This window comes from Streptodolium elevatio, assembly GCF_053592165.1.
The window spans coordinates 18,672-44,434 of the sequence record NZ_JBSFVE010000012.1 but is presented as its reverse complement, the minus strand read 5'-3'; the positions used below and the strand labels follow the sequence as shown (position 1 = coordinate 44,434).

The window sequence follows — 25,763 nt, the reverse complement described above, 5'->3', positions numbered from 1 at the left end:
TGCGCTCCGGGCATGCGGGGGCCGCGCTCCGGACGGCTTCCGGAGGCGTCCCGGGGGACGGGCGGGAACGGCTCAGGCTACCCGAGCGCATGAGCCGTCCGGGGCAGCGACGCGGTTGGCAGTGGGGGTATTTGGTCAGCTTTTAGGGTGGTTTGGAATGGCTTTTCGCGTGCCGGAGAGCACCCTCCGGACTCCCGCGCGCCGGTGGCCGCCGCTGTTTGGATCACGCTCACGGACCTGAGCAAGAAGTTCGACGTGGTGTGGGTGTCCAACGCCGAGTTCGAGCACATCCTCGACGCCTACGCCAAGACGCTACGGTCCTGACAAGGACTCCCGGGAAGGACGGCGGCATACGTGTCCATGTGGTTGCACCTCGCCAAGGTCGACGCCGCGGTCGCGGCGGATGTGCGGTCGAATCCGGACCTCGTCGACGACCTTCTGGACGGCGCCCATCCGGCGGACGAGACGCACGGTGAGGACTACCGGGCCGTCGACCAGATCGCCGAGGGCCGTGCGGACGTCGAGGAGGGCGCCGCGGATTGGCGCGAGGCCTATCCCTGGCTGGGCAAGGCGACCGGCGAAGGCGGCGGCGAGATCGACGGCACCGACTTCGGCTACGGGCCCGCGTTCCTGCTCGACGCCGACGAGGTCCGGCAGGTCGCGGACGGACTCGCCGCCGAAGGCTGGTCCCGCTTCCTGGAGTTGGGGCCGTTCTACGCGAAGGCGGCGGCCGAGGGGAAGTGCGTCGTCGGCGCCCTGGTCTGAGCCGGCCGAGGGCCCGCCGCCCGTGGCAGGCCCTGGCGTACCGCCGCGCGCCGCGCCCTTGTTCGGTTGCCCGACCGTTGCGGGTCGAGTCGGTGCGACGGCTGATGCCTCGGGTCCGGTGGACCGCGACGGGGTCAGCCGGTCCTCCGGGGGCCGCGGAGCCCGGGGTGACGGGGTGGCCGGGGGTCCGCCGCCGAGCGGGGCCGGCGTACGCGCGGGGCTATGAGCGAGCCCAGCAGGGCTATGCCGAGCATGACGGCGAAGATGAGCGTGAACACGTCCGCGTCGCGGCCCTCGCTCTCGTGGAGTGCGGCGAACAGTGCGCCGCCGAGCGACAACAGCGTCACCGTGCCGAGCGCGTCCGAGACCTGCAGGGCCGCCGAGTTGCCGCCGGCCTCCTCGGGTGCGGACAGTTCCAGCGTGAGCGTGCTCATCGCCGACATCGCCATGCCCATGCCCATGCCGCCCAGGAACCACGCGGGCAGCACCGCGTACGCCGTCACTCCCGGCACGAGTGCCAGCGCGGCCCCGCCGATCGCGCACGCGACCAGGACGAAGCCGACCGCCACGAGGTAGGGCCGCCGCCGCGTCGAGGTGCGGCCCTGGAGCCACGAGCCCAGCGCCCACGACAACGCCCCCGTGGTGAGGGTGAGTCCGGCCTTCGTCGGGGAGAAGCCGTGCTCGCTCACCAGCATGAGCGGCACGAACGACTCGACGGTGAAGAACGTCCCCGCGATGATGCCGCGCGACAGGATCACCGTCGGCAGCCCGCGCCGGGCACGCAGCGTGCCTTTCGGCAGGAGCCGCGGCACGGTCGGCACCATGCACGCGAAACCCGCGAGCAGCACGACCACGCCTGCCACGGTGAGGTGTTGCCCGCCGTACTGCACGAGGCCGGTCCCGAGTGCCGCGCCCGCCGCCGCGCCGATCAGCCGGCGGTCGATGCGCGGTCCCGCGTCGCCGGAGGCTATATCGGCCGCGATCTCGGCCTGGACACGGCGCAGTTGCGGCACGATCGCCAGCATCGGCAACACGACGAGCGCGGGGATCGCGAGGAACACCCAGCGCCAGTGCAGGTGGTCGGTCACCGCACCCGACACCGGCGGTCCGACGATCGACGGCAGCACCCACGCCGAGGCGAACGCGGAGAACACCTTGGGGCGCAGGGAGTCGGGGTACGCGCGGCCCACGACGACGTACAGCGCGACGATCACCAGCCCGCCGCCGAGCCCCTGCACCGCGCGCCCGAGGACGAACGGCCACATCGACTGGGCGGCCCCGGACAGCACGAGCCCGACCGCGAACGCCGCGATCCCGCCCAGCAACGGCACCCGCGGCCCGCGTGTGTCGCACCACTGGCCGGAGAACACCATGGCCGGCAGGCTCGTCGTGTAGTACGCGGAGAAGGCGAGGCCGTAGAGCGCGGTGCCGTCGAGATCGTCCACCGCGACCGGCATGGCCGTGCCAACGGCCATGGCCTCGAAAGCGATGAGCAGGATCACCGAGACGATCCCCAGGGTCAGCGCCCGGTACGGCCGCCGCATCACCGAGGCAGGCAGGCCGGTATCGGCGGTGTCCGGGGATATCTCCCCCTTGTCCAGGGTCGTCACCGGGACAGCCTAAGTGGCCCTGCCGACCTCGCCGTCCCGCGCCGACCCCGGCTCGTGCGTCCGTCCCCTCCGGGAAGGGCCGGGAACGACGGAGGGACCGCGCTGCCGCCCGGAGCGGCGTGGCGCGGTCCCCTCGGGGCCGACGGTTCAGAGGCTGCGGGCGGTGATGTCGCCCTGCATGGTGGTGGCGCGGATGTCGAGTCCGATGGTGCCGTCGTTCTTGAGGCTGTTGTCGATGCGGCCGTACGAGGTGCGTGCGTCCAGCGAGCCCGAGACGCCCGCGGCGGCGACGACGGTGATGTCGCCGGACTGGGTGCCGAGCACGACGGTGCCGCGGCCGGCCTCGGCGACGGTGATGTCGCCCCGGGTGGTGCTGACGTCGGCGTCGCCGGTCAGCCGGCCGATCTCCACGTCGCCGTCGACGGCGGCGAGCCGGACGCCGGCGGCCTCGTCGATCTTGATCTGCCGGTACGCGCCCTCGACGGTGACGTCGCCCAGACGGCCGACGGCCCGCAACTCGCTTGCCGCCGCCTTCATTTCGATGCGGGAGCCGGCGGGCAGCCGCACGGTCACCTCGATCGCGCCCGACGGCCCGACGTACTGGTTCTTGACCGGGACGTCGATCCGCAGGACGCCGTCGGCGTAGTCGACCGCGGTCTGCTCCGCGGCCTTGGTGTCGCGGCTCTTCGACGCGCTGAACGGCCGGATCTCGACGGTGGTGTCGGCGCGGTCGGCGGCGATGACCTGGATGCGCCCGGCGGGGACGTTCAGGACGGCGGCGATCGGGGCGGGGGTGGCGAAGGTGTTCATCGTGGGCTCCTTGTCGGCGGGTCCCGTTGTCGGCGGGTCCGGCTCGTTGTTTCGAACAATGGAAAAGCTACGTTGCATTCGCACTCGCGGCAACACACGCATTGCAAGAGAACCACGTTATGGCAGGTCACATGGCTCAATTCGTTGCATCGAACCTGACGATAACGCAACACTCATCCATAGTTTCGTTGCAATAGAATGCGCCCGAACGCTACGCTGCGGACCACAAAACGCACCCAGGAGGCCGTAATGCCGGGAGGCAGACTCACCCAGCCGGAGCGCCGGCAGATCGCGCAGGGCCTGGCCGACGGCCTTGCGTACGCCGAGATCGCCAGGGGGTTGGGGCGTCCGACCTCGACGGTCACCCGGGAGGTGATGCGCAACGGCGGCCCCACCGCATACCGCGCGGACCTGGCCCACCGCGCCACCGAACGCCGCGCCCACCGCCGCAAGCCCGCCGGCGCGCAGGGCGGGCAGGAGGCACCGCAGCCGTACGGGCGCGACCCGGACGCGGTGCGCGACTACGAGGAGCGGTTCACCACCGTGATGATGCAGTCCGGCCTGCCCGGGACGATGGCCCGCGTGCTGACCTGCCTCGTCACCGCCGACACCGGCAGCCTGACCGCGGCCGACCTGGTGCGCCGCCTCCAGGTCAGCCCCGCCACGATCTCGAAGTCGATCGCGTTCCTGGAGAGCCAGACCCTGGTACGCCGGGAGCGCGGCGACGGCCGCCGCGAACGCTACGTCGTCGACGACGACGTCTGGTATCAGTCGATGCTCGCGAGCGTCCGCTCCCTGACGCAGCAGGTCGAGATCGCCAAGGAGGGGGCCGGCGTCCTCGGCCCCGCCACGCCGGCCGGCGCCCGCCTGGAGAACATCGCCCGCTTCCTCGACTTCGTCGCCGAAAGCCTCGCCCGCGCCGCCGACCAGGCCCGCGAAGTCCTCAACACCAAACCCGCCTTCCGCCCCTCCGGCCAGGACTGACGGAAGACACCCCGCCCGTCACGCAACCGGATGCGTCTCCTCCCGCATGGCAACAGCCTGGGAAGTCGCCTCCGCCGCACGGGCATTGGCATTCGGGGCCGCGGAGGCTTCGGGGGTGGTGGTCAGGGGGCGCCACCAGGGGGTGCCGGGCAGGTGGGTGGTGGTGGGTTCGAAGGGCTCGCCGGGGCGGGGGATTGCCACGGAGGTGCCGGTATTTGCGGCTGCTTCGACGGTGCCTTCGGCGGGCTCCGCCCAGGGGTGCATGGCGAGGTTGAAGGTGCCCCAGTGGATCGGCATCATCACGCCGTCGGGCCGGCCGCCTTGCAGGTCGAGGTGCGCCCGCAGGCCCTCGGCGGGGGTCATGTGGATGTCGGGCCAGTACTCGCTGTACGCCCCCACCTGGATCATCGTGGCGTCGAACGGCCCGTGCCGCTCGCCGATTTCGCGGAATCCCGGGAAGTACCCGGTGTCGCCGCTGTGGTAGATCCGGTGCCGCGGGCCGGCCACCGCCCACGAAGCCCACAGCGTGTGCTGCTTGTTGCGCAGGCCGCGGCCGCAGAAGTGCCGTGCGGGGGTGGCGGTCAGCTCGATGCCGGCGACGGTGGCCGACTCGTTCCAGTCGAGTTCGCGGAGCCGGTCCGGGGCCACGCCCCAGCGCTCCAGATGCGCCCCGATCCCCAGCGGCACCGCGAACACCGTGTCGGTACGCGCCAGTCGCCGGATCGTGGGCAGGTCGAGGTGGTCGTAGTGGTCGTGCGAAATGACGACGACGTCGACCGGTCCGAGGTCGTCGAGCGGCACCGGAACCGGGTGCAGCCGCTTGGGTCCGACCAGCGACGACGGCCGACCTGATCAGCTCGCAGGCGGCGGTGCTGGAGCGGAACGTGTCCGCAGAGGTCGCCGCCACCTACAAGCACAGCACGATCGCGAACGTCGGCATCCTGGTCCGGATTCTGGGCACGCACCTGCCGGAACTCGGCGAGGAGGACACCTTCCAGTTCGGCGCCGCCACGGTCCTGGTGGCCGGCTCCGTGTGGACGCACGCGCATCCGTCCGCGGCGATGCTCGCCGCCTACGAGGCGGACCCCGAACTCGCCGCGATACGCCTCGACTTCACCGACACGATGCGGGGCGCGCTCGAAGTCTTCCTGCGCGGACTACTGGCCCGCGCCGCGGACTGACCGGCAACGGACCGACCGTCAACGGGTTGACCGGCACGGAATGCGGACTTGCCGCGAACTTGCCGCGGGCCGACGCCCCGAGCCGAGCTCGTACGGGAACCAAGCGCCGCACTCAGCGCGCCGCGACCGCCTTCGGGGTCAGGGGCAGGCTGGGCAGTTCGAGGCCGGTGGCGTCGCGGACCGCGGCCGCCAGCGCGGCCGGGACCGGGACCACGGCTGCGTCGGCAATCCCCTTGGCCCCCAAGGGAGTTCCCGGCTGCGGCTCCTCGTGCCACGCCGCGACAGTCACCGGCGGGATGTCCAGCGGTCCCGGGAGCGCCCACGCGACCGGCCCGTGCAGGCGCGCCGCCGCGAGATCCTCGGTGAGGGCCAGACCGATCCCGAGGGCGACCGCACCCTCGATGCGGGACAGCGCCTGGACGCGGTCGAGGACGCGGCCCGCGTCGTACGCCCCGGTCACGTCCACCACCTGCACAGCGCCCGTCTCCGGGTCGACATCGGCGACGATCCGGCACGCGGCGAAGGCCACCGCCGGGTACGCGTCCCCCTGCCCCGCGTCGTCGAGCGGCTCGGTGTGCCGCGCCCGGGTGGCGCCCGCGGTCGCGGCGACCTCGCGGCCCTCGGTCATGACGGAGGCGGGCAGGTCGACCAGGCCGTCGTAGGACACGATCCGTCCGTCGCGGATGTCGAGGAGCGCCGCCGTCATGCCGTACCGCGCGGCGATCGGGGCCAGCAGCCCCGCCCGGATCTCCCGGGCGGCCTGGTCCACCGCGCCCGCGGTGAGCATGGTGTGGCGGCCGAGGCCCGCCGGTCCCGCGCTGGGCAGGGCGGTGCCGGCCGGGAGCACGATCGCGTCCGGGATGCCGAGGACGTCCTCGACGATCTGCCGGACCAGGTACGTGAAGCCCTGCCCGACCTCGACCGCCGCGCACGTGACGGTGACGACGCCGTGGTCCAGGCGGACCGTCGCCGTCGACGACTCGTCGGCGCCTTCGATGCCAAGCAGCGGGACCAGGCCGACGGCATGCCCGACGCCGCGCCGCAGGCCCGGTGCCGGCTGTGCGGACGGCTGCGGCGCGAGCGCGACGGCACGGAGCAACTCCCCTGCCGGGGCCGGTCCGTCGAGGATCTGGCCGGTCGTCAGCATGGTGCCTTCGCTGAGCGCGTTGCGCAGGCGAAGCTCGACCGGGTCCATGCCGAGCGCGTCCGCGAGGCGGTCCATCTGCGCCTCGTAGGCGAAGCAGACCTGGGTCGCCCCCGGGCCGCGCATGGTTCCGGCGGGCGGGTTGTTGGTGCGTACCGCCCACACGTCGACGGCGGCGTGCGGCACCATGTACGGCCCCGTCGCGCAGCCCGCGAGACGGCCGACGACCTCGGGGGACGTCGTCGCGTACGCCCCTCCGTCCAGCAGGATTTGCGCTTCGACGGACAGCAACCGCCCTGTGCGGTCCGCCCGATGGGTGTACTTCAGGCGCGCGGCGTGCCGATGGCCCCCGCCCGTGAGCGCATCCGCGCGCTCCACAACGGACTTGACGGGGTGTCCGGTACGCGCGGCGAGCCACGCGACGACCGACAGCAGTCCGATGTCCTCACGCGTGCCGGCCGAACCGCCCACACCCGTCGGCATCAGCCGCAGCGTGCCCGGCGCGAACCCGATGCACTGGGCGACTTGGTCGCGGTCGCCGTGCGGCCACTGCGTGGCGACGTGGAGTTCGATGCCCCCGTCGGCGCACGGCAGCGCGAGCGCGGCGTCGGTGGCGGGGTTGGCCTGGTCCTGCGCGCCGATGTCGTACAGGCCCTCGACCACGACCTCGTCGACGGGCGAGCCGTCGGGCCGGCGCTGCACGGGACGGCCGTGGCGCAGCGCGATGTGCCGGAAGACGTTGCCGTCCGGGTGCAGCGGCGCGCTGGCGAACGCGTGCTCGGGGTCCAGGCGGGCGTCGAGCGGCTCGTAGTCGACGTGCACGGCCTCGGCGGCGAGCTTGGCGGCGTGCGGGGTCTCGGCGGCCACCGCCGCGACCGCCTCGCCCGCGAACCGCACGACGTCGGACGCCAACACCGGGCGGTCCGCGACGACGGGCCCGTGGTACGACTCGGGCGGCAGGTCGGCGGCGGTCAGGACGGCGCGTACTCCGGGCACCGCGAACGCGGCCGAGGTGTCGAGGCCGACGATGCGCGCGGACGGGTACGGCGACCGCACCAGCACGCACCACAACATGCCCGGCGCCCACAGGTCGGCGGTGTAGGAGAACCGGCCCCGGGCCTTGTCGTTGGCGTCGGGCCGCTCGACGGTGTCGGTCACGGCGTCACCTCGCGGGCGGGGCGGTCGGCCCGGAGCCAGCGCCCGGTGGGAAGCCGGGGATACGCACGATCCCGGTCGACGTGGTGAACTCGCTGCCCTGCGGTGCGATCGCGTAGCTGCCCGTGGCAGTGGCGGAGGCCCCTTCGGTTCGGTCCGGTCCGGCAACCGCGGCTCCAACCCCCGTACTTGCCACGCCTGCGCTGCCGACGCCTGTGCTCCCGGTGCCTGTACTCCCGGTGCCTGCGCTGCCGGCCGCCGCGCTTTCGGAGCCGGCGGGCTCGAACAGCGATGCGCCGGTTGCGCCGGGTTCGCCGGAGGCGACCGCGCACACGGCCGCGACCATGCGGTTCGGGCCCGCGCAGCGGCAAGGGTGCCCGGCGAGAGCGCGGCGTACGGTCGCTTCGTCCGGGTTCGGAATGCGCGCCAGGAGCGCGTGCGCGCTGACCACGACGCCCGGTACGCAGAACCCGCACTGCACGGCACCGTGCGCGATCAGCGCCTGCCGGACGGCAGTTGGCATGCCGTGGTCGGCGAGGCCCTCGACGGTGGTGACCTCGCGGTCGCCCATCGTCGCGCCCGGCAGCATGCAGGACACCGCGGGCGCGCCGTCGACAAGCACCGTGCAGGTGCCGCAAACCCCTTGCCCGCACCCGTCCTTGGCGCCCGGCAGGCCGAGACGCTCGCGCAGTACGTACAGCAGGCTCTCGCCGAGCCATGCCCCGTCGACCACGTGCATGGCGCCGTTGACGCGCAGCGTGTAGGAAACGAGCGGGCCGCCCGGGGAGCCGAACGGGTCGACGCCGCCGATCGGCGCCGTCGAGGACGCCCCGCCCGGCGCACCGAACGGCGTGCCGGGGTCGGCGGGGTACCCGGGATGGCCGCCGAGTGCGGCCGGGTTGAGTACGCCTGCCATGTGCAGGGGCCGCGGGGGGATCACTGGCGCAACGCCTGCGTCGTCCACGCGGAGGGCCGGGTCGTATTGCCCCGGCGGCGGCTCCGGTCGCGGCGCGGGGAAGCCGATCGGCAGGGACGGTTCCGCGCCAGGCGCCGCAGGTGCCACGGACGTGCCGACGTGGCCGCCGTCCGGGGCGGGCGACGGCGGCAACGTTCCGGTCGCGGCTCCGCCCACGGCGCCGCCCGGGTACGCGTGGTCACCGAAGTGCCCGCCCGCGAAGTCTCCGGCGGCCTCCGCCGCGCCGCCCGGCATCAGGCCGTCGACCGCATGTGCGAACGAGGGGATGTCGGAGGGTGACCCGCCGGGTGCCGGGATCCGGGTCATGCGATCGCCTCCCGGCCGCACCAGCCGGAGCCCGAGGCGCGCCGGTCCGGCCGTCCTTGCCCGTCCATCAGGTCCCCTCCCCTGCCCTTGGCTCTGCCTTGCCGCTCGCCGACCGCGTGTCGCCCGTTGCGTGTCGCCCGTCGCGCGTCGTCGGTTGCCTACTGCTCACGCCGAGAACGCCCGCTCGGCCGCGCGCTTGGCCAGCGTCGCGACGACGCGCGCCTGGAAGGCCCGGTTCGAGCGCGACCCCTCGCGGGGCGCCATCTCGTCCGCGACCAGCGCGCCGAAGCGAGCCGGCGCGGACGGGTCGGTCAGGCGTCCGGTCCCGGGGTCCACCCGTTCGGCAAGCCATTCCTCGGCGCGCGCCACACGTTGCGCGCCAGGGCGTATGCCGCCGACCGCGCAGCGTACGCTCCGCGCGCCCGGGTCCGCGACCAGCGCCAGCGTCGTGTGGAAGCCCTGCGCGGTACGGGCCTTGAGAAACTCCTGCGGCCCGTGCAGAACGGGTACGCGTACGCCGGTGATCAGCTCCCCCGGACGCAACTGCGCCGCGGGCTCGCCGTCGCACACGAATTCCCGCACCCCGCCCGGCGACCGCACCACTACGGCCGCGTCCAGGGCGGCCAGCACCGGCACCGCGTCGGCCTCGCGCGAGCGCGACGCGAGGTTGCCGCCCAGCGTGCCCATCATGCGGATCTGCGGCGTCCCCACCTGCCGCGCGGCGGTGGCGAGGGCCGGGACCAGGGCCGCGAGGTCCGGGCCCGCGAGCCGGGCCCAGGTGACGCCGGCGCCGATGACGGAGCTGCGGCCCTCGTACTGCCACAGCCGCATCTCAGCGATGCCCGCCAGCCCGATCAGGGCATGCGGGCGCATCAGACCGGCGTTGACGCGCGGCATCAGGTCGGTTCCGCCGGCCACCGGCAGGGCGGCGGGCTCGCGGGCCATGGCGTCCACGGCCTCGTCGAGCGAGTGCGGCAGCATGATCGCTTCGTTCACAGCGGGACAACGCTACTGCGCCGAGCGGGTGACGCGCGGGCGACTTCGTTCAGCCCGCACCCGAAAGGCCCGGCAGCGCGGCCCAGGACGGCTTTCGCGGCTGCCTGCGACACACCCGGACACGCACGCGGACACGGCGCGGCCGTACGCGCGGACCTCTGCTCAGGCCTGTGCGCGGACCCTGTACGCAGCCCTTGTGCGCGGACCTACGCGCGTACCGGCCGACATGCCGACAACCGGCATGCAGACAAGAAGCGCCGGAGCCGCATGGCACCGGCGCTCTCGTACGACTGCGGAGCGGCTACTTGTCGCCGCCCTTGTCCCCGCCGCCGGTGCCCATGGTCTCGTAGATCTCCTTGCACATGGGGCACACGGGGTACTTCTTCGGGTCGCGGCCCGGCACCCACACCTTCCCGCACAGCGCGATCACGGGAGTGCCGGAGACGGCGCTCTCCATGATCTTGTCCTTCTGGACGTAGTGCGCGAAGCGCTCGTGGTCGCCGTCGCCGTGGGAGACCTGGGGGGTCTCCTCGATGAGCGTCCCCGTGCCCGTTCCGCGCTCGGGCTCGGGATAGTCCTGCGGAGTGGTCATAGGTCCGATTCTAAGCGGGCCACACGTTCGGCCCCGCCCCGCCCGTGAGGCGCCCCCGCGGATACGGCGGAAGGCCAGTACGAGACGCCGCGCAAGGCACCGCACCGGCCGTCGTACACGCCGTCACCGAACGTTGTCGGCCAACACCGGCCGTCACGGACCGCGTCACGGGTCACGTCAGTTGAGCGACGGGTCCTCGGGATAGGTGGCGACCATCGCCAGCTCACCCCGCTGCCGCCGGAGCACCGCGCGCCACAGCCGCTCCGGGTCGGGGCTGAAGGCGTCGCCGGGCTCCGAGTCGACGACGTACCAGGCGCCGTCGGTCAGCTCGGACTCCAACTGGCCGGGCCCCCAGCCGGAGTAGCCGGCGAAGATCCGCATCGCCCCGAACTCGGTGGCGATCAGCTCGGGCGGCGCGTCCAGGTCGACCATGCCGAGGGCGCCGAAGACGCGGCGCCACCCGACGGGCTCGCCGCCGCCCGGGACCGAGGCGATGGCCAGCGCGGAGTCCATCGCGACCGGGCCGCCCTGGAAGACCACCGCGGGCGCGGTGACCGCCTTGGACCAGCTCAGCAGCACATCGTGCACGTCCACGGGTGTGGGGCGGTTGAGGACGACGCCGTGCGCGCCCTCGTCGTCGTGATCGAGCACCAGCACCACGCACCGGTCGAAGTTCGGATCGGTCAGCGCGGGGGTCGCCACGAGCAGGCGTCCGGTGAGCGAGACCTCGGTCATGGGCTCATGATCCTGCATCCCGGCGAAAGTGTCCGGGTCTCACCCGGATCGACCGCCGACACGGCCGACACACCCGCCCGCGCGACCGTCCATCCGTCCGTTCCGCCCGCGCCGCGCCCGGCGTCCGCTGCCCCCAGCTTCGGCATCGCGCCCCCTCGTTCCCGGCCCTGCCAAGATCCTGTGCCCGCCCGCGAGCCGGACAATGCACGTCGGAGCGCATCGAGCGCGTACCGTTGTTCGCTGTTGCCCGTGGCCCCGTCCAGGAACGCGAGATTCATGCAAGACGACGTACTGTTCGTTCACGGTGGTTCCCCCCTAGAGGGCGAAGTCCGCGTCAAGGGCGCCAAGAACCTGGTGCCCAAGGCGATGGTCGCGGCGCTTCTCGGCGAGGAGCCCAGCCGCCTGCGCTCTGTGCCGGGCATTCGGGACGTGCACATCGTGCGCGGCCTCCTGCAACTCCACGGTGTCGCGGTGTACGAGGGCGACGAGGCGGACGAACTGGTCATGGACCCGTCGTCGGTCGAGCTGGCCAACGTCGCCGACATCGACGCGCACGCGGGTTCCAGCCGCATCCCGATTCTGCTGTGCGGCCCGCTGCTGCACCGCATCGGCCGCGCGTTCATCCCCGACCTCGGCGGCTGCCGCATCGGCGACCGGCCGATCGACTTCCACCTCAACGTGCTGCGCGAGTTCGGCGCGACCGTCGACAAGCGGCCCGAGGGGCTGTACCTGGAGGCGCCGCACGGGCTGCACGGCGCGAAGATCGAACTGCCGTACCCGAGCGTCGGCACCACCGAGCAGGTGCTGCTGACCGCCGTACGCGCCGAAGGCACCACCGAGCTGCGCAACGCGGCCGTGGAGCCGGAGATCATAGACCTCATCTGCGTGCTCCAGAAGATGGGCGCGATCATCTCGGTGGCCACCGACCGGGTGATCAGGATCACCGGTGTGGAGCGGCTGGGCGGCTACACCCACCGCGCGCTGCCGGACCGCCTGGAGGGCGCCTCGTGGGCCTGTGCGGCCCTCGCCACCGGCGGCGACGTATTCGTACGCGGCGCGCGGCAGTTGGACATGATGACGTTCCTGAACGTCTTCCGGCAGGTCGGCGGCGCGTTCCAGGTCGAGGACGACGGCATCCGGTTCTGGCACCCGGGCGGCCGGCTGCGCGCCATCGCCTTGGAGACGGACGTGCACCCCGGCTTCCAGACCGACTGGCAGCAGCCGCTGGTGGTGGCGCTGACCCAGGCGAGCGGGCTGTCGATCGTGCACGAGACGGTGTACGAGAGCCGTCTCGGATTCACCTCGGCGCTCAACCAGATGGGTGCCACGATCCAGCTCTACAGCGAGTGCCTGGGCGGTACGCCGTGCCGGTTCGGGCAGCGCAACTTCCAGCACTCGGCGGTCATCTCGGGTCCGTCGAAGCTGCACGGAGCCGACCTGGTGATCCCCGATCTGCGCGGCGGGTTCTCGTACCTCATCGCGGCACTGGCCGCCGAGGGCACCTCGCGCGTGCACGGCATCGACCTGATCAACCGAGGCTACGAGGGCTTCCACGCGAAGCTGGACGCGCTCGGCGCGCGCGTGGAACTCCCGCGGGGAGAACGGCAGGGCGTCGCGTAGCGGACCCGATTCACCTACGCCGAAGGGCGGTTCCCCGCGGGGAACCGCCCTTCGGCGTGCACTGCCGTGCGCGCGGCACGTCGTGCCCGGCGCCATGACGCCGTGTGCCTCGCGTTGTGCGCTCCGTGCGTGGCGCCGGCCTCGGAGGACCTGTGCGCTCCCGTGCGGCCCGGACGACCGGGGCCGACTCGTACGAGCCGCTCCCGGGCGTCCGGCGGTCCGGTACGGACCGGCACACGGGGTCCCGTGCCTGGACAGACGCCACGGCCCGCCGCGGACCGTGCACGGCGCCCTGCGGCGCCGTGTCGGACCCGCGGAGGGGTCACGTGCGGGTCACTTGCCCTTGGCGGCTTCCTTGAGCTTCGAACCCGCGGAGACCTTGACGCTGTAACCGGCCGGGATCTCGATCGGCTCGCCGGTCTGCGGGTTGCGCGCGGTGCGCGCCGAGCGGTGGGTCCGCTCGAAGCTGAGGAAGCCGGGGATCGTGATCTTCTCGTCGCCCTTGCTGACGATCTCACCGACCACCTCGGCGAAGGCGTTCAGCACGGCGTCCGCGTCCTTGCGCGTGACGTCGGCCCGCTCCGCGAGGGCGGCCACCAGCTCACTGCGGTTCATGTGTATCTCCCGTGGTCTTTCCAACTCGCTGTTCTTGCCCCGGGGACGAATCCTGCACGTATCCGGGCCCGGAACCTAATCAGGGACACGCCGAATCACGCGGAAAGCCCCGCGATTTGGCCGTTCGCGGCAGATTTCACGTCCGAAACGACCTCGAACGCACCTGCCACACCCCGACCATACGACCAGCATCACGTACGCTCGTCACACCGCCCCCGGCGCGGCGAGGGTGGATTCCGCAGCCGAACGGTCGGTTTTCACCGTACCGACAAGGCGGTTGGCCCAGTGCCGCGGACCGCGCGCGGATCACTCACGGGTCACTCGCGGACTACTTCGCGGTCTCCGCCTGACGGTCCGCCAGCACCGCGTCGCGCACCGCCGCGGCGACGACGTTCGACACCTCGGGGTGGAACACACTCGGCACGATGTAGCTCGCGTTGAGCTCGTCGTCCGTCACCACCGACGCGAGCGCACGCGCCGCGGCGATGAGCATGTCCGTCGTGATGTGCCGGCTCTGCGCGTCGACGAGGCCGCGGAACACGCCCGGAAAAACCAGCACGTTGTTGATCTGGTTGGGGAAGTCGCTGCGCCCGGACGCGACAACCGCCGCGTGCTCCTGCGCGACCGCCGGGTAGATCTCCGGCTCGGGGTTGGCGAGTGCGAAGACGATCGCGTCGTCAGCCATCCGCGCGACGTCACCGGCGTCGATGACGTTCGGCGCGGACACACCCACGAACACGTCCGCGCCGACCACCGCCTCCTTCAAAGTCCCGGTCAGACCTTGCGAGTTGGTGTGCTCGGCGACCCAACGCAGGTCCTCGCCCAGATCGTCGCGGCCGGTGTGCACGACACCGTGCACGTCCGCCACGACGACGTGCGCGACGCCGGCCGCCATGAGCAGCTTGAGGATCGCGGTGCCGGCCGCGCCCGCACCCGACATCACCACGCGCACGTCGCCGATCTTCTTGCCCACCACGCGCAGCGCGTTCGTGAGCGCGGCGAGCACGACGATCGCGGTGCCGTGCTGGTCGTCGTGGAAAACCGGGATGTCCAGCGTCTCGCGCAGCCGCCGCTCGATCTCGAAGCAGCGCGGCGCGGAGATGTCCTCCAGGTTGATGCCGGCGAACCCGGGCGCCATCACCTGCACGGCGCGCACGATCTCGTCCGGGTCCTGGGTGTCGAGGCAGATCGGCCACGCGTCGATGCCGGCGAAGCGCTTGAACAGCGCCGCCTTGCCCTCCATGACCGGCAGCGCCGCCTTCGGGCCGATGTTGCCCAGGCCGAGCACCGCGGAGCCGTCGGTCACGACCGCGACGGTGTTGCGCTTGATGGTGAGGCGGCGCGCGTCCTCGGGGTTCTCCGCGATCGCGAGGCACACGCGGGCGACGCCCGGCGTGTAGATCATCGACAGGTCGTCGCGGTTGCGGATCGGGTGCTTCGCCTGCATCTCGATCTTGCCGCCGAGGTGCATCAGGAAGGTACGGTCCGACACCTTGCCGAGAGTCACGCCGTCGATCGCACGCAGCGCCTCGACGAGCGCGTCCGCGTGGTCCGTCGAGGACGCGGCAATCGTCACGTCGACCCTGAGACGGTCGTGCCCGGACGCGGTGACGTCCAGGCCGGTCACCGAACCACCGGCGGATTCCACGGCGTTGGTGAGCTGGCTGACCGCCCGGCCCCCGGCCGGGACCTCAAGGCGGGCGGTGATCGAGTACGAAGCGCTCGGCGCTGCGGGCATGAAGGTGTCTCCTCAACGAGTGCGGTGCCATGGCACGGCACCGCAGACGATCGTCTCACTTCGCGGACCGGCACGACGACCGGCCGGTTCACCGCACCGAGAGTGCGGCCTATGTGCACCGTGCGTGCACCCCGCGTACAGGCGGTGCCTGCCCCCCGACGACCCGTGCGGACCGCCCGTGGAACCACGTCGAGCACCGTGTCGAACGCTGTGTCGAGCACCGTGTCGAACGCCCGTGTCGAACACGGTGTCGAAGCCACCCGAAGGCACGCCGAACCCGTGTCGCACCCGCGACGCGCGCCTCGCCCGGGCGGCGGAATATGCGCGGCTACCCTGCCGCCGGAGCCCCGCAAACTGTGATCCGCATCCTTCTTCCGCACGCCGCGAGGTCGGTTACTCTGTTCATGGCACCGGCTCGATCCAAGCCCCCGGGCCCAACCATTAGTCCCTACGAGGGACCACTTGCCGAGAGGCGAGCATTGGCGGGTCGGTGTCGTAGGCGTAGGAACCGGCGGTCCCTCGGGGCCGCCGGTTCGCATTTCCCGGCGCGTTACGTCCCTCTCCGACGGGGTGCCCGGTGGGACGATGGTGGCGATGAACGCCTCACACCACGGCTCGCGCGACGGCTCCTGGGTCGCCCTGGCCACGCACCGCGACTGGCTGGACGCCGAGGCCGGGCGCCTGCTCCGCTTCGGGGCGGCGGCGCGCGATCCGCGCGGCGGGTTCGCCTGGCTCGACGGCGACGGCGTCCCCGACCCCGCCCGCGGCGTGCAGTTGTGGATCACCACGCGCATGGCACACGTGTTCGCCCTCGCGCACCTGCGCGGCGTACCGGGCGCGGGTCCGCTCGCCGACCACGGCCTCGCGGCGTTGAGCGGGCCGCTGCGCGACGCGGAGCTCGGAGGGTGGTATCCGGCCATCCCGGTCGGCGACGGGCCGCAGGAGGGCCGCAAAGAGGCGTACGGGCACGCCTTTGTGCTCCTCGCCGCGTCGAGCCTCGCACTCGCCGGCCGCCCCGGCGCGAAGGGGCTCCTCGCCGAAGCCGCGGCCGTGTTCGAGCGGCGCTTCTGGGACGACGAGCGCGGTTGGGTGCGCGAGTCGTTCGACCGGGCGTGGACCGAGCCGGAGGCGTACCTAGGGGCCAACGCCAACATGCACGCCGTCGAGGCGTTCCTCGCGGCCGCCGACGCGACCGGTGACGGGGTGTGGCGTACCCGGGCGCTGCGCATCGCGGAGTTCTTCGTGCACCAGGTCGCGCGGGCGCAGTGGTGGCGGGTGCCGGAGCACTTCGCGCCGAACGGGCGCATCCTGCCCGACTACAACGAGGACGCGAAGGACGACGCGTTCCGGCCGTACGGCACGACCCCCGGCCACTCGCTGGAATGGGCCCGCCTGCTGCTCAGCCTGGAGGCGGCGCTGCCCGACCCGCCCGACTGGCTCGCGGACGCCGCGCGGTGGCTGTTCGTCGTCGCGGTCGGCGCCGCGTGGAACCGCGACGGGCGGCCGGGGTTCGTGTACACGATCGACGGCGAAGGGCGGCCCGTCGTGCGCGAACGCATGCACTGGGTGGTCGCGGAGGCGATCGCGGCCGCGGCGGCGCTGCACCGCCGGACCGGCGATCTGGTGTACGAGCACTGGTACCGGGTGTGGTGGGACTACGCCGCGGAACACATCGTCGATACCCGCCACGGGAGTTGGCACCACGAGTTGGACCCGGGGAACCAGCCGTCGTCGACCGTGTGGTCCGGGAAGCCGGACATCTACCACGCGTATCAGGCCACGCTGCTCCCGCAGTTGGGGCTCGCCCCCACCGCGGCGGCGGCGCTGCGCGCACGGCTGGACGGCGCCTCGTGAGCACGGGTGCGGCTGCGACGGCCGGCGCGGGTACGGGCGCGGGCGCGGGCGACGGGCCGGCCACCCTCGCGGTCGCGGGCGAGAACGTCGTCGACCTGGTCCCGGTCGACGGAACCCCCGACTCCTACCGGGCACTTGTCGGCGGCAGCCCGGCCAACATCGCGATCGCGGCGGCACGGCTGGGGACTTCGGCGGCGCTCGTCGCACGGATCGGCGCCGACGCGTTCGGCCGCCGCGTACGCGAGCGCCTGGCCGCCGGCGGCGTCTCGCCGCGCTACCTCGTCGACGCCTCGGAGCCGTCCAGCCTCGCGGTCGTGTCCTTCGACGAACACCGGCGCGCATCCTACGACTTCTGGTTCACCGGCACGGCCGACGGGCAGTGGACGGGCGCGGAACTCCCCGACCCGCTCGGCGCGGACGTCCGCGCGCTGCACGTCGGCTCGGTCGCGCTGCACCTCGACCCGGGCGGTGCGGCGCTGCTGCGCATGGTGCTGCGCGAGCACGCGCGCGGCGCGGTGACGCTGACGCTGGATCCGAACGTACGCCCGGACATCTCCGGCGACCTGGCCGCGGTACGCCGCCGCCTTGAGGCCCTCGTCCCGCTCTGCGACGTCGTCAAGGCCAGCGACGAGGACATGCTGCACCTCTACCCCGATCTCGACCCGGTCGAGGCGGCACGCCTGTGGCGGGACTCGGGGCCGGCCCTGGTCGTCGTCACGCAGGGCGCGGACGGCGCCACAGCGGTGATGGAGCACCAGGCGATCGCGGTGGCCGCCCCCGAGGTCGAGGTCGCCGACACCGTCGGCGCGGGCGACGCGTTCATGGGCGCGCTGCTGCACGCCCTGGACACGCGCGGCCTGCTGGGCGGGGACCGCGTGGGGGCGCTGCGCACGGTCACGCCGGACGATCTGCGGCGGATCACCGAGTACGCGGCAGCGGCCGCCGCGTACACCTGCACCCGGGAGGGCGCCGACCCGCCGACCGCGGCGGAACTGGACGCGTGGCGGGAAAGCCTGGCCTGACCGAGGCTGGACGCATGCGCCGCATCCGGGTCCGTTCGTCCAGCCTTGCCGCCGTCGGCTACGACGAAGCCGGGCGGCTCCTGGAGGTCGAGTACAGAAACGGGGCGGTGTACCAGTACTTCGCCGTTCCGCCGGCAGTGCATCTCGCGCTCATGGCCGCGCCCAGCCTGGGGCGCCACATGAACGCGTACGTGAAGCCGGTGTTCCGCTGCCGAAGGGTGCGTGCGGCGTCCGCGTGAGCGGGGGCGGCGAGCGCGACGTGTGCCACGGGGACGGTGCGTGCCACGGGGCACGGCCTCACCCGCGGCGCCCACCGCGCCAACCGCCCACCGCGCCCCGGGGGAACGACGAAGGCCCGGCACACGTGGCGTGTGCCGGGCCTTCGTCGCAAAAGGGGTGGAGGTGGCGGGAATTGAACCCGCGTCCTGAAGTGCGAGACCAGAGCTTCTCCGAGCGCAGTCCGCTGTGCTTTTCTCGGCCCCGGCAATCACGCGGACAAGTTGCCGACGGGCCCAGTTACTGTTTGATTTTCCGCATTACCCCGTAACCGGGCAGTGCGGTGGAGTCCCCTTGATTATGCCAGGATCCGGGACGGGGACGCGCCCGGTCTGACACCTTCGAAACTCGCTCAGGCGGCGAGGGCGAAGGAATCGCGCTTGTTATCGGCGATTATTGGTTTCGGCATGTGGTTAACGAGATCATTGCCGCTTCCTCGGCTCGCTTCCTCTGCTCCGACATCTCCAGTCGAAACCGATCACCCCCTGTTGAGTTTTCAAGCGGCGGTCAAACTGTCGCTCGACGGTCGCGCGGGCGTACTGCCTGAGCCCGGCGGCCGGTGTCATCGTACGGAACAACCCCGGCGGCGGTCCACTTCATTCCCCCGCGTCGGCGCGGGACCCCGGAACGGTGCGGCGACCAGGTCCGTGCAAACGACGACGGGTGTCACTGCGTCTGGCGCCGGATGGCGGCGCTCATCGCCCGCTGCGCCTCGCGCTGGCCCTGCTTCTCGATGAGCGTCTGGCGCTTGTCGTAGAGCTTCTTGCCGCGAGCGAGCGCCAGTTCGACCTTCACCCGGCCGTCCTCGTTGAAGTAGATGCTCAGCGGGACCAGCGTGGTGCCGGAGTCGTTGAGCTTGTTCTCCAGCTTGGCGATCTCGTCGCGGTGCAGCAGGAGCTTCCGCGGCCGGCGCGGCGCGGAATTGTTCCAGGTGGCCTCCAGATATTCGGGGATGTGCGCGTTACGCATCCACACCTCGTGGTTGTCGACGGTCGCGAATCCGTCGACGAGCGAGGCCCGGCCCTGCCGCAACGACTTCACCTCGGGCCCGGTCAGCACCACGCCGCACTCGATGGTGTCGTCGATGTGGTAGTCGTGCCGCGCCTTCTTGTTCTGCGCGATCATCTTGCGCTTGGGGGCCGCCTGCGCCTTCTTCGACTTGGTCGGCTTCCCAGGCATCTGAACGATGGTTGGTCTCTTCGCCATGGTCTCCGCATTGTCGCCCATCGGACGGCCCGCGATCCACGGGGTTGCGCGTCGGCGACGCGGCGCGGGTGGCGCAACCCGGGTGGCGCGGCCCAGGTCGGCGCGGGGCCGGTCGGCGCGGTTCAGCTGCCGCGTGCCTCGGCGAGGTCGGCGAGGACCTCGCGGGCCCGGGCGTCGGCGGCCTCGGACGGCGCCGGGATGTCCGGGGCCACCCCGCGGCCCTCGACGCTGCGGCCGTCCGGCGAGTACCAGCCGCCCACGGTCAGTTCGAGGACGCCGCCGTCGGCCAGGACGGTGGGGGCCTGCACCGAGCCCTTGCCGTACGTCGTCGACCCCACCACGACCGCCCGGCCGCGGTCCCGCAGCGCGGCGGCGACCACCTCCGCGGCGCTCGCGCTGCCGCCGTCCACCAGCACGACGACCGGGGTGGCGGTGTCGCCGGGCGGGGCGGCGGCACCCAGCTCGCGGCGTACGCCCGAACCGTCGTCGTAGCCGACCACCGGCCCGGGGCGCAGGAACGCGGAGGCGACGGAGGCGGCCTCGTCGATCAGGCCTCCGGGGTTGCCGCGCAGGTCGAGCAGCACTCCGGCGGGCTTCGCGGCCAGTGCGGTGCGCACCTGGTCGGCGGTGCCGCGCCCGAACCCGGCGACGCGGATCCGGACCAGGCCGTCCACCGGGACAGGGGTGTCGGCCGCGTCGAGCGGCTCGACCCTGACGTCCGCGCCGGTGAGCAGCTCGCGCGTGACGACGACGTCCCGCGGAGGCCCGCCGGAGGCGACGGTGAGGGCGACGGTCGTCCCGACCGGACCGCGCAGCCGGGCGACCACTCCGGCGACCCCCAACTCGGCGGCGGGGACGGAGTCGACGGCCGCGAGCGTGTCCCCCGCGACCAGCCCGGCGCGGTTCGCGGGGCCGCCGGGGGTGACGTACGTGATGTGCACCGCGCCCTCGGCCTGACGGACGGTCAGCCCGACGCCGGGGAAGGTGCCGTCGACGCGCTCGCGGTGGTCCGCGGCGGTGCCGGGCGGGTAGTACGCGGCCCAGCGGTCGTCCAGCACGGCGAGCAGGCCCTGCGCGTGGTCGGCGTCGAGGTCGGCGCCGTCGAGTGCGCCGCCGGCGGGTGCCCCTCGCGGCGCCTGCGTCGGCTGCTGCGTCGGCGGTAACTGCTGGGGTACGCGCGGACGTGCCTCGGCGGGGCGCGGGCCGGGAATGCCCACGCCGTCCCAGGCGCCCGTCGCCGCGCCGGTCGTGAGGGCAGCGCCGAAGGCCAGGGCGAGAGCGGCCCTGCGGCGTACCCGACCGGACGTCATGTCGGGAGCATAAAGCAGCGCAAGACGACGCAAGGTCAGCCTGTGGATATGTGGATGATGCCTGTGTGCCGCTCAGGTACGTGTCACAACCAGGTGAGCGGATCGGCGAACTCGCCGTCCACCAGGACCTCGAAGTGCAGGTGCGCGCCGGTCGAATAGCCGGTGTTGCCGACCAGCCCGACCGTGCCGCCGCGGCGCAGGCGTTCGCCCTCGGCCACGTCGACGCGCGAGAGATGGTTGTAGGTCGTGGTCAGTGCGACGCCGCCGACCCGGCCGTGCGAGACCACGACGCGGTAGCCGTACGCCGGGTTGTAGCCGGCGGCGATCACCGTGCCCTCGCGTGCCGCGCGTACCGGGGTGCCCTCGGCCGCGCCGAAGTCGGTGCCGCTGTGCAGCTTCACGTACTCGAGGATCGGGTGGAAGCGCATCCCGAAGCCCGAGGTCACGTCCGCGTCGACCGGATAGGACAGTGCGCCGCTCTGGCCGCGGCCCAGCCCGCCGACGCCGCCGGTGGCGGCGCGCGACGGCGACGGCGCGTTGAACCGGTTGACGAGCTCGGTGAGCCGGCGCTGTTCGACCACCAGCGCCTGGTACCGCTGCTGGTCGGCGGCTTTCTCGGCCTGGGCCGTGGCCAGGGCGCCGCGGCGCTGTTCGACCAGGCGTTCGACGGCGGCGTTAGCGGCTACGGCCTCCTTTTCGAGCGCGGTCACCTTGGCCAGTTGTGCGGCCGCGGCCTCCTGCTCGCTGCGGACCCGGTCGCGCGCGCGGGCGAGTTCCTTCTGCTGCCCGTCGGTCTCGCGGTGCACCTGGCCGAGCCGGTCGAGCGTCTCCTCGTCGGCGCGCAGCACCGAACGGAAGCCCTCCAGCCGGCCGATGAGCTGCGCGGGCGTCTCGGCCTTCATGATCACCGAGAGCTGGGTCAGCGATCCCTGCTGGTACGCGCGCCGCGCCACGCGCCCGAGTTCCTCGCGCATCTCGGTCATCGCCGACTCGATGTCGCGCAACTGCGCCTGCGCGCGGGCCTCGTCCTCGACGGCGATTTCCAGGCGCCGCCGGGTGTCGGTGTCCTGCACGCGCGCGGCGTCCAGCTTGCGGCGGGCCTCGGCCAGCGCGGCCTGGGCGGCCGGCATGCGGGTATTGGCCTCGGCGTACGCGGTCTCCGCCGCGGCCAGGCGGCTCGCCGACCCGTCGAGGTCCGCGCGGACGTCGCGCACCTGCGCGTCGACGCGCTTCTTGTCGTCGCGCGGGTCGTCGTCGGCGTGCGCGGTGCCCCAGCCGATGGCCGCCGCGGTGGCGGCGACCAGGGCGAGGAGGCCGAGCCGCCGACTGTGCGTGGGGCGCATGGGCGTCGCCTCCTGCCTGCGGGACCGGCGGCCGGTCGGACGACCGGCCGTTCAGACAACCTCGGTCCCACAGGTATCAGGCGTTACGGCCCAAGTACGCCATATAACCCACTTTTCACTTGATATGGCACTCGTACGGCCTACCGCGGCGCCGCCGGACGAGGCCACGCGCACCGCGGCGGGCGAACACCGTCAGACCTTCAGGTACTTCCGCAGCGTGAAGAACGACGCGATGGCCGACATGCCGACCCCGAGGATGAACAGCCACGGGAACACCGCGACCACCGAGTCGAAGCCGATGAGCTGCTGGCTGAGCAGCTCGATCGCGTCGGCCAGGCCCTTCTTGATGCCGAAGTAGTAGCCCAGCGTCAGGAGTCCGGATGCGACCAGGGCGCCGGCGAGCCCGGCGACCGCGGACTCCAGGATGAACGGGCCCTGGATGTAGAAGTTCGACGCACCGACCAGGCGCATGATGCCGGTCTCGCGGCGGCGGCTGAACGCCGACACGCGCGCCGTGTTGACGATCAGCAGGACCGCCACGACCAGCATGAACGCCATGATCCCGTAGGCCGCGTACTGGGCACTGCGCAGCAGGTCGAAGAACGGCTTCAGCAGGCTCTTCTGGTCCTGCACGTCATGCACGCCGGACCGGTTGCTGAACGCGCTGGAGATGATCTCGAACTTCGTCGGGTCGTGCAGCTTGACGCGGAAGGACTCCGGGAGTTGGTCGGGCGTGAGGGTGTCGCCCAGCGCCGAGTCCTTGTTCTGCTCCTTGAAGTGCTTGAACGCGTCCTGCTTGCTCTCGTAGTAGATCGTCTTGACCTCGGGCATCTTGTCGAGGTCGGCCTTGATGGCATCGCGATCGACGTTCGTGACCTCGCCGTTGGCGCAACCGTCCTTCTTGGGGTCGGACTTGTTGCACAGGAAGATCGAGACCTCGACCCGGTCGTACCAGTAGTCCTTCATGGAGTTCGCCTGGGAGCTCACCAGAAGGCCGGCCCCGAACAGCGTCAGGGACAGCGCCACACTGACGACGACCGCGATCGTCATGGTCAGGTTTCGGCGGAGACCGATGCCGATCTCTTTCAGCACGAACTGGGCGCGCATGATGTCCTAAGTCGTTCGGGGCGCCCGTCGCGCGGACGCCGGGTGCCGAGGTCGTGTGCCGGATCGGGGTGCCAGGTCGTGAACCCGTCCGTGAACGGGATCGTGAACCGGATCGCAACCAGGTCGCGGACCGGGCCGGGTGCCGGGCCGTGGGCGCCGGGTCAGTGCTGGTAGCCGTAGACGCCGCGCGACTGGTCGCGGACGAGGTGGCCCTGCTCCAGCTCGATGACGCGCTTGCGCATCTGGTCGACGATCGCCTGGTCGTGGGTGGCCATCACGATCGTCGTGCCGGTCCGGTTGATCCGGTCGAGCAGCTTCATGATGCCGACGCTGTTCTGCGGGTCGAGGTTGCCGGTCGGCTCGTCCGCGATCAGGATCATCGGCCGGTTGACGAACGCGCGCGCGATCGCGACGCGCTGCTGCTCGCCACCGGACAGCTCGCCCGGCATGCGGTCCTCCTTGCCGGCGAGGCCGACCAGGTCGAGGACCTCCGGGACCACCTTGCGGATCGTGCCCTGCGGCTTGCCGATGACCTCGAGCGCGAACGCGACGTTCTCCCGGACGGTCTTGTTCGGCAGCAGCCGGAAGTCCTGGAACACCGTGCCCATCTGGCGGCGCAGTGCGGGCACCTTCCAATTGGACAGCCTCCCGAGGTCCTTGCCGGCCACGAAGATGTTGCCCGTGGACGGCCGCTCCTCCTTGAGGACCAGGCGCAGGAACGTCGACTTCCCGGAGCCGGACGAACCGACCAGGAAGACGAACTCGCCCTTCTCGACCTCGAGCGAGACGTCCTGCAGCGCAGGCCGCGGCTGCTTGGCGTAGGTCTTGGTGACGTTGTCGAATCGGATCACGGTTGCATCACAGCGCGCCATCCTAGGGGGCAAGGGCGTCGTACGGGGGCAGAGCAGGTGAAGGGTGCTCCACCGCTCGGGAGGGCCGTCAAGGCCCGGGCGGTCACGCCCCGCGGTACGGATCGTGTCCGTGGCCCGGGCCGTGGCTCGTGCGTCCCAGGGACCGTACCGCCACCGCGGCCGGGCGCGAAGGCCAGGGGCGGTACGTCATGGGACGTGGCCATCCCAGGAGTGTAAGCGGCACAGTGGAAGGCGGTGGGAACTTCCCGGGGCCTCGAAAGCGTTACAGCAGACGACCAGGCCGGTCGGGCCCGCAGGGCCGAGGAGGACGTTATGACGTGGGAGCACCTCGTGTGCGCCAACTGCTCCGGCCCCGTGAGCGAGGGCCGGTGCTCGGTATGCCGTGCCTCCCGCCAGCGCCTGGCCGACGAGCGGGGCCCCCAGATCTCCCCGACGCTGCTCGCCGTGCTCGCGGCGGTCGTGATCGTGGCGGCGCTGCTGGTGCAGCGCTTCGCGGGCTGAGCGCAGCGTCCGGCACGGGCCCGCGCGACTGCGGCGGGCTGGGCGCCCGGTACCGCGCACAACGGTTCGAACGGCGGTACGCACCGTACGACGGACGACGTGACAGGTGAGGGCCCCGGAGCAGTCCCCGGGGCCCTCACCTTTTGTGCTGTCACAGATTGTCCGGCCTCACGAGGTCACGCGGTCGCGGTTCCCGCGCCGCGCCGGTTCAGCCGGCCCGGCAGGACCGTGAAGGCGAATCCGCCCGCGGCCATCGCCGAACCGCCGACCACCACGAACGCGAGGTTCGCACCCTGGCCCGTGTTCGCGAGCTCGGTGCCGGCGCCCGCCGTGGTACCGGTCGAACCGGCCGCCGCCGCACCCGCGCTCGGCGTCGAGCCGCCGCCGTAGTTGCGCTGCGGTCCTCCGCCGCCCTCACCGGAGGGCGCGGAGGGGCTCTTGGCCGCGGTGCCGCAGTCGACGCCGCCGCGTGCGATGTCGCACTGCTGACCCGGGGTCGTGGCAGGCGGGCTCGCGGGCGGCGTGGTCGACGGCGGCGTGGTGGCCGGCGGGCCCGTGACCGGCGGCGTCGTGCCGGTCGCGGGCGGCTGCGACGAGGTGGTGCCCGTCGCGGGCGACGTGGTCGACGGCGTCCCGGAGGACGGCTCGTCGTCCTTGCCACCCCCGTTGTTGTTCCTGCCGTCCTCGGCCGTCGTCTCGGTCCCCGTGTCCGGTACCGGCAGGAGGCCCTCCTGCTCCGGCGACCCGCTCGCCGACGGCCCGATGCCCAGGTCGAGTTCGCAACCCGAGGCGAAGGGGTTCGTCGCGCACCGGTCCGGCTCCTCCGCGGCCGCCATGCCCGCGACCGCGAGCGAGGCGCCCGCGACGAAGACAACTGCCGCGGCTATGCGAGCCGTTCGGGCGCGCATTGTGTTCGTCACTCCTGCAACCCCCAGCTGATCTTTCTTCCCGTCCGGCGGTCAAGCCTTGCCAGGAGCCTTGCCAGGCGTCAATGACGATCTGCGTGGGGTTGCCGGGTGATATCCCTTTTCGCCTTAAGTTTCGC

The 25,763-nt window shown here is 72.3% G+C and carries 23 protein-coding genes, 1 other RNA gene and 1 pseudogene; 8 read left to right on the top strand and 17 right to left on the bottom strand.

All coding sequences use genetic code 11. The annotated features are described in order from the left end of the window. The first annotated feature begins 354 nt into the window (after nt 1-354). Nucleotides 355-765: a hypothetical protein gene (locus ACWD12_RS22135; protein ID WP_450100960.1), complete on the top strand. Its 411-nt coding sequence runs from the start codon at nt 355-357 to the stop codon at nt 763-765. 134 nt (nt 766-899) lie between these two features. On the opposite strand, the gene ACWD12_RS22130 is transcribed toward ACWD12_RS22135, so the two are convergent. Both ACWD12_RS22130 and ACWD12_RS22125 read right to left on the bottom strand, forming a co-directional pair. Then, nucleotides 900-2,375: an MFS transporter gene (locus ACWD12_RS22130; protein ID WP_450100959.1), complete on the bottom strand. Its 1,476-nt coding sequence runs from the start codon at nt 2,373-2,375 to the stop codon at nt 900-902. A 147-nt stretch (nt 2,376-2,522) separates the two neighbouring features. Beyond that, nucleotides 2,523-3,185: a DUF4097 family beta strand repeat-containing protein gene (locus ACWD12_RS22125; protein WP_450100958.1), complete on the bottom strand. Its 663-nt coding sequence runs from the start codon at nt 3,183-3,185 to the stop codon at nt 2,523-2,525. A gap of 249 nt (nt 3,186-3,434) precedes the next feature. On the opposite strand from ACWD12_RS22125, the gene ACWD12_RS22120 reads away from it, so the two are divergent. Beyond that, entirely contained in the window at nt 3,435-4,169 is a 735-nt protein-coding gene (locus ACWD12_RS22120; protein WP_450100957.1) for a helix-turn-helix domain-containing protein, read from the top strand. Nucleotides 4,170-4,187: 18 nt separating this feature from the next. On the opposite strand, the pseudogene ACWD12_RS22115 reads toward ACWD12_RS22120, so the two are convergent. Continuing rightward, a pseudogene (locus ACWD12_RS22115) lies at nt 4,188-5,012 on the bottom strand (MBL fold metallo-hydrolase); the annotation flags it as partial. A 41-nt stretch (nt 5,013-5,053) separates the two neighbouring features. Between ACWD12_RS22115 and ACWD12_RS22110 the strand changes: the two are divergent. Continuing rightward, entirely contained in the window at nt 5,054-5,350 is a 297-nt protein-coding gene (locus ACWD12_RS22110) for a hypothetical protein (protein ID WP_450100956.1), read from the top strand. A 112-nt stretch (nt 5,351-5,462) separates the two neighbouring features. Here ACWD12_RS22110 and ACWD12_RS22105 read toward each other — a convergent pair whose 3' ends face one another. The 5 genes from ACWD12_RS22105 to ACWD12_RS22085 form a co-directional block, all read right to left on the bottom strand. Next, entirely contained in the window at nt 5,463-7,652 is a 2,190-nt protein-coding gene (locus tag ACWD12_RS22105; RefSeq protein WP_450100955.1) for a xanthine dehydrogenase family protein molybdopterin-binding subunit, read from the bottom strand. A gap of 4 nt (nt 7,653-7,656) precedes the next feature. Continuing rightward, nucleotides 7,657-8,931 carry a (2Fe-2S)-binding protein gene (locus tag ACWD12_RS22100; protein ID WP_450100954.1) on the bottom strand — a complete coding sequence of 425 codons (1,275 nt, stop codon included), beginning with the start codon at nt 8,929-8,931 and terminating at the stop codon, nt 7,657-7,659. A 165-nt stretch (nt 8,932-9,096) separates the two neighbouring features. Further along, a complete protein-coding gene (locus ACWD12_RS22095) occupies nt 9,097-9,912 on the bottom strand; it encodes an FAD binding domain-containing protein (protein ID WP_450101117.1) in 816 nt (271 codons plus the stop codon). Nucleotides 9,913-10,228: 316 nt separating this feature from the next. Further along, nucleotides 10,229-10,519: a DUF3039 domain-containing protein gene (locus tag ACWD12_RS22090; protein ID WP_358352507.1), complete on the bottom strand. Its 291-nt coding sequence runs from the start codon at nt 10,517-10,519 to the stop codon at nt 10,229-10,231. A 177-nt stretch (nt 10,520-10,696) separates the two neighbouring features. Continuing rightward, nucleotides 10,697-11,254 carry a YqgE/AlgH family protein gene (locus ACWD12_RS22085; protein ID WP_358352505.1) on the bottom strand — a complete coding sequence of 186 codons (558 nt, stop codon included), beginning with the start codon at nt 11,252-11,254 and terminating at the stop codon, nt 10,697-10,699. A 276-nt stretch (nt 11,255-11,530) separates the two neighbouring features. Here ACWD12_RS22085 and murA point away from each other — a divergent pair, with 276 nt between their 5' ends. Then, the gene (murA, locus tag ACWD12_RS22080) at nt 11,531-12,874 is read left to right on the top strand and encodes a UDP-N-acetylglucosamine 1-carboxyvinyltransferase (RefSeq protein ID WP_358352503.1); all 1,344 of its coding nucleotides are present in this window, start codon (nt 11,531-11,533) and stop codon (nt 12,872-12,874) included. Between the two features lie 333 nt (nt 12,875-13,207). On the opposite strand, the gene ACWD12_RS22075 is transcribed toward murA, so the two are convergent. Together ACWD12_RS22075 and ACWD12_RS22070 are read right to left on the bottom strand one after the other, a co-directional pair. Further along, entirely contained in the window at nt 13,208-13,489 is a 282-nt protein-coding gene (locus ACWD12_RS22075; protein ID WP_235057057.1) for an HU family DNA-binding protein, read from the bottom strand. 328 nt (nt 13,490-13,817) lie between these two features. After that, nucleotides 13,818-15,227 (bottom strand): NAD-dependent malic enzyme, encoded by a 1,410-nt coding sequence (locus ACWD12_RS22070; RefSeq protein WP_358352501.1) that lies wholly within the window; start codon nt 15,225-15,227, stop codon nt 13,818-13,820. A gap of 594 nt (nt 15,228-15,821) precedes the next feature. On the opposite strand from ACWD12_RS22070, the gene ACWD12_RS22065 reads away from it, so the two are divergent. The 3 genes from ACWD12_RS22065 to ACWD12_RS22055 are packed head-to-tail and all read left to right on the top strand — an operon-like array spanning nt 15,822 to nt 18,342. Beyond that, nucleotides 15,822-17,081, top strand: a complete 1,260-nt coding sequence (locus tag ACWD12_RS22065; protein ID WP_450100953.1) for an AGE family epimerase/isomerase — start codon at nt 15,822-15,824, stop codon at nt 17,079-17,081. Beyond that, nucleotides 17,078-18,103 carry a carbohydrate kinase family protein gene (locus tag ACWD12_RS22060; RefSeq protein WP_450100952.1) on the top strand — a complete coding sequence of 342 codons (1,026 nt, stop codon included), beginning with the start codon at nt 17,078-17,080 and terminating at the stop codon, nt 18,101-18,103. The genes ACWD12_RS22065 and ACWD12_RS22060 overlap by 4 nt, the downstream gene beginning before the upstream one ends. A 14-nt stretch (nt 18,104-18,117) precedes the next feature. Beyond that, nucleotides 18,118-18,342: a KTSC domain-containing protein gene (locus ACWD12_RS22055; protein ID WP_450100951.1), complete on the top strand. Its 225-nt coding sequence runs from the start codon at nt 18,118-18,120 to the stop codon at nt 18,340-18,342. A gap of 155 nt (nt 18,343-18,497) precedes the next feature. Here the strand turns inward: ACWD12_RS22055 and ssrA are convergent. The 6 genes from ssrA to ftsE form a co-directional block, all read right to left on the bottom strand. After that, nucleotides 18,498-18,865, bottom strand: a transfer-messenger RNA (tmRNA) gene (gene ssrA / locus ACWD12_RS22050). 180 nt (nt 18,866-19,045) lie between these two features. Then, the gene (gene smpB / locus ACWD12_RS22045) at nt 19,046-19,558 is read right to left on the bottom strand and encodes an SsrA-binding protein SmpB (protein ID WP_358352494.1); all 513 of its coding nucleotides are present in this window, start codon (nt 19,556-19,558) and stop codon (nt 19,046-19,048) included. A 149-nt stretch (nt 19,559-19,707) separates the two neighbouring features. After that, nucleotides 19,708-20,895 (bottom strand): S41 family peptidase, encoded by a 1,188-nt coding sequence (locus ACWD12_RS22040; RefSeq protein WP_450100950.1) that lies wholly within the window; start codon nt 20,893-20,895, stop codon nt 19,708-19,710. 83 nt (nt 20,896-20,978) lie between these two features. Continuing rightward, a complete protein-coding gene (locus tag ACWD12_RS22035; protein WP_450100949.1) occupies nt 20,979-22,238 on the bottom strand; it encodes a peptidoglycan DD-metalloendopeptidase family protein in 1,260 nt (419 codons plus the stop codon). A gap of 192 nt (nt 22,239-22,430) precedes the next feature. Then, complete coding sequence (gene ftsX, locus ACWD12_RS22030; RefSeq protein ID WP_358352488.1) at nt 22,431-23,345, bottom strand: permease-like cell division protein FtsX; 915 nt, start codon at nt 23,343-23,345, stop codon at nt 22,431-22,433. 161 nt (nt 23,346-23,506) lie between these two features. Continuing rightward, nucleotides 23,507-24,196 (bottom strand): cell division ATP-binding protein FtsE, encoded by a 690-nt coding sequence (gene ftsE / locus ACWD12_RS22025; RefSeq protein WP_450100948.1) that lies wholly within the window; start codon nt 24,194-24,196, stop codon nt 23,507-23,509. A 333-nt stretch (nt 24,197-24,529) separates the two neighbouring features. Here ftsE and ACWD12_RS22020 point away from each other — a divergent pair, with 333 nt between their 5' ends. Further along, nucleotides 24,530-24,718: a hypothetical protein gene (locus ACWD12_RS22020; RefSeq protein ID WP_358352484.1), complete on the top strand. Its 189-nt coding sequence runs from the start codon at nt 24,530-24,532 to the stop codon at nt 24,716-24,718. A gap of 176 nt (nt 24,719-24,894) precedes the next feature. Here the strand turns inward: ACWD12_RS22020 and ACWD12_RS22015 are convergent, their stop codons facing one another. Next, nucleotides 24,895-25,626, bottom strand: coding sequence for a hypothetical protein (locus ACWD12_RS22015; RefSeq protein WP_450100947.1), 732 nt, complete (start codon nt 25,624-25,626; stop codon nt 24,895-24,897). Nucleotides 25,627-25,763: the final 137 nt, after the last annotated feature.

Coding starts and splice junctions, on each gene's coding strand:
- ACWD12_RS22075 (WP_235057057.1), bottom strand. CDS start 13,489: ATGAACCGCAGTGAGCTGGTGGCCGCCCTCGCGGAGCGGGCCGACGTC.
- ACWD12_RS22015 (WP_450100947.1), bottom strand. CDS start 25,626: ATGCGCGCCCGAACGGCTCGCATAGCCGCGGCAGTTGTCTTCGTCGCG.
- ACWD12_RS22035 (WP_450100949.1), bottom strand. CDS start 22,238: ATGCGCCCCACGCACAGTCGGCGGCTCGGCCTCCTCGCCCTGGTCGCC.
- smpB (WP_358352494.1), bottom strand. CDS start 19,558: ATGCCTGGGAAGCCGACCAAGTCGAAGAAGGCGCAGGCGGCCCCCAAG.
- murA (WP_358352503.1), top strand. CDS start 11,531: ATGCAAGACGACGTACTGTTCGTTCACGGTGGTTCCCCCCTAGAGGGC.
- ACWD12_RS22095 (WP_450101117.1), bottom strand. CDS start 9,912: ATGCTGCCGCACTCGCTCGACGAGGCCGTGGACGCCATGGCCCGCGAG.
- ACWD12_RS22070 (WP_358352501.1), bottom strand. CDS start 15,227: ATGCCCGCAGCGCCGAGCGCTTCGTACTCGATCACCGCCCGCCTTGAG.
- ACWD12_RS22120 (WP_450100957.1), top strand. CDS start 3,435: ATGCCGGGAGGCAGACTCACCCAGCCGGAGCGCCGGCAGATCGCGCAG.
- ACWD12_RS22055 (WP_450100951.1), top strand. CDS start 18,118: ATGCGCCGCATCCGGGTCCGTTCGTCCAGCCTTGCCGCCGTCGGCTAC.
- ACWD12_RS22085 (WP_358352505.1), bottom strand. CDS start 11,254: ATGACCGAGGTCTCGCTCACCGGACGCCTGCTCGTGGCGACCCCCGCG.
- ACWD12_RS22090 (WP_358352507.1), bottom strand. CDS start 10,519: ATGACCACTCCGCAGGACTATCCCGAGCCCGAGCGCGGAACGGGCACG.
- ACWD12_RS22100 (WP_450100954.1), bottom strand. CDS start 8,931: ATGACCCGGATCCCGGCACCCGGCGGGTCACCCTCCGACATCCCCTCG.
- ACWD12_RS22065 (WP_450100953.1), top strand. CDS start 15,822: ATGAACGCCTCACACCACGGCTCGCGCGACGGCTCCTGGGTCGCCCTG.
- ftsX (WP_358352488.1), bottom strand. CDS start 23,345: ATGCGCGCCCAGTTCGTGCTGAAAGAGATCGGCATCGGTCTCCGCCGA.
- ACWD12_RS22040 (WP_450100950.1), bottom strand. CDS start 20,895: ATGACGTCCGGTCGGGTACGCCGCAGGGCCGCTCTCGCCCTGGCCTTC.
- ACWD12_RS22020 (WP_358352484.1), top strand. CDS start 24,530: ATGACGTGGGAGCACCTCGTGTGCGCCAACTGCTCCGGCCCCGTGAGC.
- ACWD12_RS22125 (WP_450100958.1), bottom strand. CDS start 3,185: ATGAACACCTTCGCCACCCCCGCCCCGATCGCCGCCGTCCTGAACGTC.